7 protein-coding genes and 2 pseudogenes are annotated in these 11,819 nt (G+C 40.5%); all 9 read right to left on the reverse strand.

The genetic code is table 11. The features are described 5' to 3' along the window. Positions 1 to 136 (reverse strand): annotated as a pseudogene (locus BHV72_RS07940) (UpxY family transcription antiterminator); the annotation flags it as partial. Between the two features lie 355 nt (positions 137 to 491). Beyond that, a complete protein-coding gene (locus BHV72_RS07945) occupies positions 492 to 1,436 on the reverse strand; it encodes a tyrosine-type recombinase/integrase (RefSeq protein WP_005681223.1) in 945 nt (314 codons plus the stop codon). A gap of 106 nt (positions 1,437 to 1,542) precedes the next feature. Then, a complete protein-coding gene (locus BHV72_RS07950) occupies positions 1,543 to 3,150 on the reverse strand; it encodes an AlwI family type II restriction endonuclease (RefSeq protein WP_055171487.1) in 1,608 nt (535 codons plus the stop codon). 1 nt (position 3,151) lies between these two features. Further along, positions 3,152 to 4,057: a Dam family site-specific DNA-(adenine-N6)-methyltransferase gene (locus BHV72_RS07955; protein WP_122264375.1), complete on the reverse strand. Its 906-nt coding sequence runs from the start codon at positions 4,055 to 4,057 to the stop codon at positions 3,152 to 3,154. After that, positions 4,054 to 5,166, reverse strand: coding sequence for a DNA adenine methylase (locus tag BHV72_RS07960; protein WP_286855565.1), 1,113 nt, complete (start codon positions 5,164 to 5,166; stop codon positions 4,054 to 4,056). Before BHV72_RS07960 ends, BHV72_RS07955 begins: the two co-directional genes overlap by 4 nt. 186 nt (positions 5,167 to 5,352) lie before the next feature. Continuing rightward, a complete protein-coding gene (gene carB / locus BHV72_RS07965) occupies positions 5,353 to 8,580 on the reverse strand; it encodes a carbamoyl-phosphate synthase (glutamine-hydrolyzing) large subunit (RefSeq protein WP_005675690.1) in 3,228 nt (1,075 codons plus the stop codon). Between the two features lie 9 nt (positions 8,581 to 8,589). Beyond that, a complete protein-coding gene (gene carA / locus BHV72_RS07970; protein ID WP_005675689.1) occupies positions 8,590 to 9,669 on the reverse strand; it encodes a glutamine-hydrolyzing carbamoyl-phosphate synthase small subunit in 1,080 nt (359 codons plus the stop codon). A gap of 27 nt (positions 9,670 to 9,696) precedes the next feature. Further along, complete coding sequence (locus BHV72_RS07975) at positions 9,697 to 11,580, reverse strand: amidophosphoribosyltransferase (RefSeq protein ID WP_122270596.1); 1,884 nt, start codon at positions 11,578 to 11,580, stop codon at positions 9,697 to 9,699. Positions 11,581 to 11,618: 38 nt separating this feature from the next. Then, a pseudogene (locus tag BHV72_RS07980) lies at positions 11,619 to 11,798 on the reverse strand (hypothetical protein); the annotation flags it as partial. Positions 11,799 to 11,819 lie beyond the last annotated feature (21 nt).

Consider the following 11,819-nt stretch of genomic DNA (forward strand, 5'->3'; position numbering starts at 1 on the left):
TGGATAAACGTTCGGATACCTTCTTCTCGTGATGCATACGAACGAGAGCGACATACCAACGTTTTGAGTGTGCTACGCCTTCCCCTGTCCCACAACTAGACCCGGCATTTGCTGACTTCTTTTCTTGAAAAATCATATTTTTTTACCCCAATTTTATCCGTTACTTTAAAGGTAACGGATCATACACATAGGAGACATGACAGCAATGAAAAAGGAAATTATACTAACAAGGAGGACGTAAAACCGGGGAATGTCTGATATTCAATGCAGAAATCATTCGGATTCAGGCAATAAAATCCATTGAGCATGAAATTCATATTTTCATGTTCAGCAGCTTTTTTATCGCATATTTCAAGAGAAAAAGGAAAAAAAGGAAAGTTTACTTGTATGCTATTAATATTTTTACCTATATTTGCATCGAAATATTTCCGTTACCTTTAAAGTAACATTCATCTAAGCATACTATTTATCAACAGTTTACACACATACAACTAGATAGTCTTGAAGTTCATCACGTAAGAATAATTCAACCGATTTACTTTAGTTCTTTCTGACAGTTCGAAGCCTTTTAAATAGATTTGTGTTGTTTTGATAGATTTGTGTCCCAATGATTCACTTATCATTTCGATAGGAACTCCACGATATTTTGCCGTAGTAGCCCATGAATGACGGAATGTATAAGAGGTTACAGAGGAGCGAATACATAACTTTCTGGCTAAACTCTTCAAATCATTATTGAAACAACGTAAAGCAGATTGGTATTCTTTATAACCCGCCTCATCACTCCTCTTATTCTTTCCACTCAATATGTAAAACAGATAATCCGGATGTTCGGGAAGAACTGTTGTATGCTTATTGCGAAGTTGTGAAATGATAGTTGCTGCCGAATCCAATATTTCTACGTTCATAGGAATACCGGTTTTGGCACGGTTGTACTTCAACATATTCCCTTCCAAATTTGACTTTTCCAAATAGGCAAGATCGACAAAAGGCATTCCGCAAAATAAAAACAATAAGTTGGCAATAGCTTGTGTCCGACGCAGCTTATCAGATTGTGGGTCTTCGTTAAGTAACGTATGAAGTTCGTTTATAGGAATAGCTTTCTTCTGACGAGTGTCTATCCCAGTGAACACATCACGAAACATACGATGAACGTATGGGGTCTGATGCATATCTACTCCCCTATTGTATATGCAGCGCAACATCCGCATATAGGTAGAAATGGTATTAAGCCTCAAATGGCAATCCATAAGATAGCTGCTATACCTCTTTAAATTTCCACGGGTGATCTGTCTGAATGATACACCCGCAGTGCCACAAAACATAGTGAAAGAGCGAAGCGCACTTTCATAAACATGCGCAGTGGCATAACGCCCTTCTTGCCGCAAACACTTAATATAATGTTTTGCGCATACGGTAAATCCGTCTTTTCTCATATTATTACTATTAGTTTAAAAATGAATTCGATAATACGAGAATTTAAACAAATTTCCAAACAAGAAGATGCTTTTCTATAGTTTTCTTATATTGTTTTTAGTAACCTTATACAATCTGATATAAAGATGCTGCTGTATCCAGATAGTTAATAAAATCTACAATCTTGTATGGACGAATAACAAGCTGCTTTTTATCCTTAACCCAGTCTATCTGATTCTCAGAATCAACAAATATACTTGGTGCCAGAAACACACATTGGAAATTTTCACATTCATATTTTTCTCTAAGCTCCTTTAAATGTCTCGCAATAGGCCATACTTCCATCATTGTCTGCTGACGCCCTTCAGACATTGTGACTTCTACCAATATACTGTTAGAAGCCTCGAAACACTCAATATCTCCAATATCCCCACCAGCCGTAGAGGTAGGCAAACCTTCATCGTCACAAGGATAATTGGGAATTACCTCAACAGCAGGCAGTTTTGACTTAATAGCAAGAGCGGTCAGGAACTCTAATCTTGCCGGAGCTGCAATAAACCTTAAAATATTGTGGCTTGATGATGTTTTTTTCGCTAAATGGGTAAGTTCTTTTTTAATAGAATCCCATGAGTAATCACCCACAAGTTTAGCTAATTTATCAGCTGCGACATTCTTTGGGATTTCGACAGCTTTTAATGCAAACAATGCATCATCAATGTCTGACATATAGTCAAAATATTCTTCTTTTGAAGTGTACTTGCGATATGTGGCATAATTAGCCAGTATATAATTTATCTTATCATCTTCATTATGGTTAATGTCGATAAATCGACCACCCCCTCTAAATGATATAAGTCCTGTCATTCTCATTTTGCGGACAAATTCATCGGGATATTCGGACACAATAGAGTCAAGATCAAATTTCTTGAATCCCCCAAGTATTTCGTTTACACATATATCCTCTATCACTTCATTTGAAGGATTGTACCTATGTTCCTTTCGCAGAAGTTTAATACGCTGATACAAAGATTCCGCATCATTATCTTTCCAAAAGATAACTAAAGGTATCTCCTTATATGAGATTCCCGAACCATTATAATCTGGATCAGAGTTTAACTTCTTTATAACTTCAAGCAATAATATCAGTGGAATATTATCATTTAATTCACAAATAAACGGATTGCATCTTTGTTGCTTGGCAAAAGCCTGCATAAATGCAATTTGCTCATTCTGTGGATTTACAATCTCGCGAGATATTGCTCCTGAATCTATTTCAATGGATACAGTATCTGCAAGATAGTTACCTGTTTGAGAGAAGTTTATAGGCTTTCCCCATTCATAATATACAAAGCCCAGAACTTTCATCAATTTGAATTGTGTGTCAAATCGACTCGGCCACCCTTTAGGAAACCCTGCTTCTTGATGTCCCTTTATACTTTTGTTGACTTGGGGATCATTCTGCTGATACACATCTTTCGTTTCTTCATCTGTTAATGGTTTGCTGGCTAATTCCCCGTTCTTTGTTGATTTCCACTTATCCTGAACTGTTTCCGGGCGCTTCATTGGTCGATACAAGCCAACCTTAAACAGTTCTCTCTCGAACAACTCGACTGTTTTATTATTAAGTATCCGGCCATTGAACCGTTTAAGTATGTGCATGAAATCTTTAAAACGCTCAGGATTTCGTATCGTAGTCGTGTAAAGCAACGGCTTATATTCAGGTTTTCTAGGCATATTAGTAATTTGTGATTAATACTTCGCTAATTTGTTTTGTTGAATTGTCGTGATAGCTTATATAATTACTCTTTATCGGATGAACATTGTACTTGCATGCCCAATCTATAAACAGATTGTTACATCGACCTTTGTAATGAGTAACATTCGATATAGCGAACCGAATACGTCGTTTGTTTAGGCTATCCAATAATTGCAACAACTCAATTTCATCTTGCTCATTCCATAACTTATTATATTCACTAAATGTGATAAGATATGGCGGGTCTAAATATACAAAATCTTTTTCAGACAACCTTATTTTTTGTAGGAAATCTTTATAATCGATATTAAACCATTTAGGTTTTTTGGATATTACTTGCATGAAATATGCCTCTAGAGCATTTACTACATTAGCATTAAAATCAACATTGCCTACAGGAAGATTGAAGTCTCCATTTTTATTGAATCGTAGCATTCGATTAAATCCATATATCAACAGAAGATACAAAACATATAAATCTGCTACCGACGATTCATTAAAATCCCTTTTCATCTGCCCATACGCTTCTTTGTTATATTTAGCATAATATGTTTTTTTATACTGTCGTTTAAGTTCTACCGGAATACGATCTTCCTTATATGAATATGATAGTCCATACTCAGCGATAAGACTTTCTATTCGACTAAAAAAATCAGTTCGTTTATTGGCAGATTTACATAAGAATTTGTGTAGCGCAATTACATTTACATCTATATCATTCAGGTAAAATTTCCGAGCGTCAATATTCATAAATACCGACCCTCCGCCAACAAACGGTTCAACGAATTTCTCTATGTCGTCAGGGAAATACGAGCTAATTTCTTCAATGAGCTTATATTTGTCTCCAACATAGAAAAAAGGTGATCTTACTATCTTTTTTTTCATTGCCCTACTTCCGTGATAAATAATAGTTCCTTGTGCTTTGCAAAATTAGTCTTACCTGCATTAAAATATCTGTGATCGCAATCATATATCTTTGTAGTACCGCGTTCTTCTAAAATGGATTTAATCTGCTCTAATGTAATCTTGTTTTTTGATGACCCGCTTTTTGATTCGTATGTATTATTGTATGATACGACAATATACTTGACGTTCAATTTACTTATAAGATCCCGAAATGCAACGGGAGCACTAGAGGTACAATATGCACTCATATTTTGTGCTTTAGGCTTCATCGCTACACCAAACAATTCAGGCTTCTCCCAAGTTACCAGATTTTCGTAAATATGATAAAATCTACTATATTGACGAGAGTTATAAGGCGGGTCAATATATGCAACATCTGCCGTGATGTTTTCAGCAAGTATATTGGAGTCTTCTCTAAAGATTTCTACACACTGAGGATCAAGTGGTCTAATAAGTTGTATGGATAAAGGATGATACAGGATGTTTTTTTTGATGTATGCATCAAAATGCCCTACTGTATTTGCTATTTTATCAATACTATATATTAAAGAGGTCAATAGAATGGCATATTCCTTATGCGTCAATGCCACTTTCCTCTTTTCGACATCCTCCCTTATATGACCTATCAATTTGGAGTTCTTGTAATCAAAGAACTTATCTCCGAAATTATCCGAAAAGTAATTGTCTTCAATAGTGTCAGGATTTATATTATTATAATACTCTATGATTGAATGAAGTTTATTCATATCATAAGCTCCGGAACCAAAAAAGGCTTGATATATAATATTGTTAGATGACAGAAAGTCATTCATTATTATTCTCTTTGCATAAGGTATCGCAGCCTTGGAAACAGATGCGGTTCCCGCAAAGACATCAAAAAATGATTCAAACCCTCCTGTATGCTCGTTGATTATATTCATAATCCAAGGGGTTAACTTTGCTTTATTTCCAATATATCTACGACTCTCCAAATCAAACATCTTATACCCCCAAAGAGTGACATCTATATCAGTTCGATTATAGACTTCTTGTAATGACAATTTCAATTCCTCACGAACATCTTTTGAATACTGACTCAATGACTCCATTTACTTTACACGTTGACAATTTCTGTCAAAGGTAAAACGAATATTTGAATGCAACTAATTTTCGAGCATAAAAAAATGAGCACGGAGACTAAGCCAATTATCCTTTTTGCAATATTTTTATAAAAAAAGCCGCCCCTGAAAAAACAGAGACGACTTCTTCTACTTATTATATAACAACTTATTATATTACTTATATTCCGCCCAACTCTTGATAGCAATATCATCAATGCTCATTGTACAGAAAGCATTAATAAATGCACTAGCCAAACGGGCATTCGTTATCAACGGAACATTCAGGTCGATAGCCGCACGACGGATTTTATATCCGTTGTCCAACTCTCCGGCTGTCAAATTCTTCGGAATGTTGACTACCATATCAATCTTTTTACTATGGAGCATTTCCAAAGCTTGCGGATGTCCTTCTTCACTCGGCCAATAAACATGAGTACTCTCAATACCGTTTTCGGCAAGCGCTTTGTGCGTACCGCCCGTAGCAAAGAGCTTATATCCTTTATTTACCAACATACGGGCTGCGTCTATCATATCGGCTTTCTGTTTCATTGTACCTGTAGAAAGCAGGATATTCTTCTTCGGAATGCGATAACCTACGGAAAGCATTGCTTTCAGTACGGCGCAGGAAGTATCCATACCTATACAACCGACTTCACCGGTGGAAGCCATATCTACCCCCAACACCGGGTCGGCTTTCTGCAAACGGTTGAAGGAGAACTGGGAAGCCTTGATTCCAACATAGTCCAGTTCAAAAAGATTCTTTTCCGGTTTTTCGACAGGCAGGCCAAGCATTACTTTCGTTGCCAGTTCGATAAAGTTTATCTTCAATACCTTGCTGACAAACGGGAAAGAGCGGCTGGCACGCAGGTTGCATTCGATCACCTTGATATCATTATCTTTTGCCAGATATTGGATATTGAACGGACCGGAAATGTTCAAAGCCTTGGCAATCTCACGGCTGATACGCTTGATGCGGCGAACCGTCTCCACATATAACTTTTGCGGCGGGAATTGAATGGTCGCATCACCGGAGTGCACACCGGCAAACTCGATGTGCTCACTGATAGCATACGCTACGATTTCTCCATTTTGAGCCACGGCATCCATTTCCACTTCCTTGGCATGCTCAATAAACTGACTTACTACTACCGGATGTTTCTTCGATACATTGGCTGCCAGTTTCAGGAAACGTTCCAGTTCTTCCTGATTGGAGCAAACATTCATCGCGGCACCCGAAAGCACATAAGACGGACGGACAAGTACAGGAAAACCGACCTCGTCAACAAATTCATTGATATCATCCATAGAAGTCAGTTCACGCCAACGCGGCTGGTCTACACCAATACGGTCGAGCATGGCAGAGAATTTCTCGCGATCCTCAGCGTTGTCAATGCTTTTGGCACTTGTACCGAGAATATTGATATTTTGTGCATCCAGGCGCAATGCCAGATTATTCGGAATTTGTCCACCGGTAGATACAATGACGCCATGTGGATTTTCGAGTTCCAGAATATCCATTACGCGTTCGAAAGTCAGTTCATCGAAATAGAGGCGGTCGCACATATCGTAATCCGTAGATACGGTTTCCGGATTATAGTTAATCATAACGCTGCGCCACCCTTCCTTGCGGATTGTATTCAATGCCTGAACACCACACCAGTCGAACTCAACCGAAGAACCGATACGATAGGCACCGGAGCCTAGTACGACGATAGATTTATGGTCACCCAGATAATGAACGTCATTTGCTACACCACTATAAGTAAGATATAGATAATTAGTTTGTGCCGGGTATTCGGCAGCCAGAGTATCAATTTGTTTCACAACGGGAAGAATACCCGCACGTTTGCGATGATTACGGACATAGAGAATGCCGTCTTCCATATCACCTTCATAACCAATGGCACGGGCAATCTGGAAATCGGAGAAGCCTTGCACTTTCGCTTTCTTCAGCAATTCTCCCGGCAAGTCGGTAATCTGTTTGTGATTGTTTCCCCAACTGTGCAGTTCTTCGGAAGTCTGCATAATATTCATCAGTTTCTGAAGGAACCACTTGTCAATCTTTGTCAGTTCATGTACCTGATCAATTGTGTATCCGGCACGGAATGCTTTCGATATTACAAAAATACGTTTATCGGTCGGCTCACGAAGTGCTTTGTCAATATCAGAGATAACCAGTTCTTTGTTTTCCACAAATCCGTGCATTCCCTGTCCTATCATACGAAGACCTTTCTGGATCGCTTCTTCAAAAGTACGACCGATAGCCATTACTTCACCGACTGATTTCATTGAAGAACCCAATTCTTTGTCTACCCCATGGAATTTACCCAAGTCCCAACGAGGAATTTTACAGACCACATAATCCAGAGCAGGCTCGAAGAAGGCGGAGGTCGTTTTTGTTACGGAATTTTTCAAATCGAAAAGTCCGTAACCCAATCCTAATTTAGCGGCAACGAAAGCCAGCGGATAGCCGGTTGCTTTGGAGGCCAAGGCTGATGAACGGGAAAGACGGGCATTTACTTCAATCACCCGGTAATCTTCGGATTCCGGATCGAAAGCGTATTGTACGTTACATTCGCCCACGATACCGATATGGCGAATGATACGGATAGCCAATTCACGAAGTTTATGATATTCTTTGTTAGTAAGCGTTTGAGACGGAGCAATAACGATAGACTCACCGGTATGGATACCTAGCGGATCGAAATTCTCCATATTACAAACAGTAATACAGTTATCGAAGCGGTCGCGCACTACTTCGTATTCCACTTCTTTCCAGCCACGGAGTGATTTTTCCACCAATACTTGTGGGGAGAAGGAAAAAGCCTTTTCTACCAGAATATTCAGTTGTTCCTCGTTATCACAAAAACCGGAACCCAAACCACCCAATGCATAAGCAGCACGAACAATCACCGGATAACCCAGTTCTTTTGCTGCACGACGAGCATCTTCCGCATTTTCCACGGCTTCGCTCTTGATAGTCTTTACATTGATTTCATTCAGTTTCTGCACGAAAAGTTCACGGTCTTCGGTATCCATAATAGCTTGTACCGGAGTACCGAGTACCTTTACATTATATTTTTCAAGGACTCCTTCCTTATATAAAGCCACACCGCAATTCAAAGCGGTCTGACCGCCAAATGCAAGCATAATGCCTTCGGGTCTCTCTTTCTGAATCACTTTCTCTACGAAGTACGGAGTCACCGGCAGGAAGTAAATCTGATCTGCCACTCCTTCGGAAGTCTGTACCGTAGCAATATTCGGGTTGATGAGAATCGTTTCAATCCCCTCTTCTTTCAAGGCTTTGAGTGCCTGCGAACCGGAATAGTCGAACTCACCGGCCTCACCGATTTTTAGGGCACCGGAACCCAGCAGCAATACTTTCTTTATATTTTCTTTCATAATTGTCGGTTATTTAAGCAGGTTTACAAATTCATCGAACAGAAATTCCGTGTCCGTAGGTCCACTGGCAGCTTCCGGGTGGAATTGTGCCGAGAACCAAGGATTCGTCTTATGTTTAATTCCTTCGTTAGAACCGTCATTCATATTGATGAAAAGCGGCTCCCAATCTGCTCCTAACGTATTATTATCTACGGCATAACCGTGATTTTGGGAAGTGATGAAACATCGTTCCGTACCTACCATACGCACAGGCTGATTGTGGCTACGGTGTCCGTACTTCAGTTTATATATCTTGGCACCTCCGGCTTTCGAGAGTAATTGATTACCCATACAGATTCCGAAGATAGGAAGTTTTTCGTTTTTCATTGCCTTGCGGATATTTTGTACCGCAGCATCACAGGTATCCGGATCGCCCGGACCATTGGAAATAAACAATCCGTCAAATTCGAGTCCATTGAAGTCATAATCCCAAGGGACACGAATCACTTCAACATCACGTTTCAGCAGACAACGGATAATATTAGTCTTTACACCGCAATCCACCAATACCACTTTCCTTTTATCCGCACCTTCATTATAGCGAATCACTTCCTTGCAACTTACTTTATCTACATAGTTAACGCCTGCATAAGTAGCTTCAAGAACATTGTCCGGTTCATCGTCAAAAACAATCTTTCCCAACATCACGCCATGTTCGCGGAGTACTTTAGTCAGTTCGCGGGTATCAATGCCTGTGATGCCGGGAACCTGCTCACGTTTCAGCCAGTCGCCTAGACTTTCAACAGCATTCCAATGACTGTATTCGTAAGAATAGTCACTTACGATAATCGCTTCCGCATGAATCTTCTCACTTTCCATAAAAGTAGCGAGTCCGTTCGGTTCGATTGAAAAAGGGGGAACTCCGTAATTTCCTATCAACGGATAGGTAAGAGTCATCAACTGTCCGGCATACGAAGGGTCAGTGAGACTCTCCGGATATCCGGTCATGGCAGTATTAAAAACTACTTCGCCCGCCACCGGCTTCTCGTAGCCAAACGACTTGCCGGAAAACCGGCTCCCGTCGTCAAGGATTAATGTCACATTTCTCATTCTTATTTTTGAATCGTTGTATGATTGTCAGAATTGATACAGTTGCTCTATGTAATTGATGAATGCCTGATTCACCATTTTCACGCCACCCGGCGTAGGGTAATTGCCGCTAAAGTACCAGTCGCCCCGATGATTGGGACAGGCTTCATGAAGCCCTTCCAATGGCTGGTAGACGATTTCCACTTTAGCTTTCGTTCCCTTCGGAGTCAATAGTTCTACCATTTTGGCGGAGATTTCCTCATCCGTGAAAGGTGCATATATTTCTTTTACATAGTTCACCATTTGCTCTTTCGGCAAACCTATCTGATCTTTGGATTTCCGGTAGGCAGACGCAATTATATCTTTCATATCCCGCTCTTTCAGCAATTCGACAGCAGCTCTGAAAGCAATAAACTCACTCATCTTTGCCATATCGATACCGTAATAATCGGGATAACGGACCTGTGGGGAAGAAGAAACGATAACAATCTTCTTCGGACCAAGACGGTCGAGAATACCGATAATACTTTGCTTCAATGTTGTGCCACGCACAATACTATCGTCAATAATCACCAGATTATCGACACCAGAAACAAGGCTTCCGTAAGTGATATCGTAGACATGAGCCGCCAGATCATTTCGGCTGTTTCCTTCGGCAATAAACGTACGGAGCTTGATGTCCTTAATAGCCACCTTTTCACTGCGGATACGGCGGGAAAGAATAACTTCCAGTTCCTCCATATTCGGATTATGACCTAATGCAGCTATTTGCTGCACTTTTTCTTCATTCAGATAGTCATCCAGTCCCTGTAACATTCCGTAGAAAGCAACTTCGGCGGTGTTGGGAATAAAAGAGAAAACGGTATGGTCAAGATCGTTGTTGATAGCTTTCAAAATGTTCGGCACGAGTTTCTCGCCGAGCCGTTTCCGTTCCTTGTAAATATCGACATCACTACCACGGGAGAAATAGATACGCTCGAATGAACAAGCCTGTTTCTCACGAGGTTTGTTTATTTGTGATGTCCGCAGTTTACCTTCTTTACTAATCAATAATGCCTGTCCCGGTTGCAGTTCTTTAATATCTTCTACAGAGACATTAAAAGCTGTCTGAATGACCGGACGTTCGGAAGCCAACACAGCAATCTCTTCATCCTGATACCAGAAAGCAGGACGTATCCCCCACGGATCACGTATTGCAAAAGATTCACCGCTTCCGGTCAGTCCGCAAATGACATATCCCCCGTCCCATTCACGGCTGGAGGTACGCAATACGTTAGCCAAATCAATATGCTCTTCTATATAGTTGGTGATTCCCATGCCTGTAAGCCCTTCGGCCTCGGCAAGGTTGAACACACGTTCCACTTCACGATCAAGCCGGTGCCCCACTTGTTCCAACATGATATAGGTATCAGCATACTTACGGGGATGTTGTCCAATGGCTGTGATACGGGCAAAAATTTCATCTACATTCGTCATGTTGAAGTTACCGCAGAGAGCCAAGTTCTTGGCACGCCAGTTGTTTCTCCTCAAAAACGGGTGCACATAAGAGATACCGGATTTCCCGGTTGTCGAATAACGCAAATGCCCCATATACGTTTCACCCGCAAAAGGTAATGTACGTTTGGCAAACTCTGCATCATGCAATTGTTCGGAAGTCAAATCCTTGAAATTATTCTGTACATTCTCAAAGATTTCCGTAATGGCACCGGAACCTAAGGCACGTTCGCGAAACATATATTCTTCACCCGGATTGGCCTCCAGTTTAACACAAGCCAGTCCCGCACCTTCCTGCCCACGATTATGCTGCTTTTCCATTAGCAGATAAAGCTTGTTCAGACCGTACATCCACGTTCCGTACTTCTTCTCGTAATACTCCAGCGGTTTAAGCAGGCGTATCATGGCAACGCCACATTCATGTTTCAATTGTTCCATTTATACAAATCCAAATTACCTGTTATAAGTTACAAGTTTTACTCCACTGTTACTGATTTAGCCAAATTCCTGGGCTGGCCTACATCCATTCCCTTGCAAACCGCAATATGGTAAGCAGGCAACTGAAGAGGTACCGTAGTAATCAACAGATCGAGGCATTCGATTGTTTCGGGAAATTCGATACTACAATCGGCGATTTTGTTGATGACTGTATTTCCTTGGGCTTGAAGTTTTCCTTT

This window comes from Bacteroides sp. 43_46 (assembly GCF_001915455.1).
GTDB lineage: Bacteria > Bacteroidota > Bacteroidia > Bacteroidales > Bacteroidaceae > Bacteroides > Bacteroides caccae.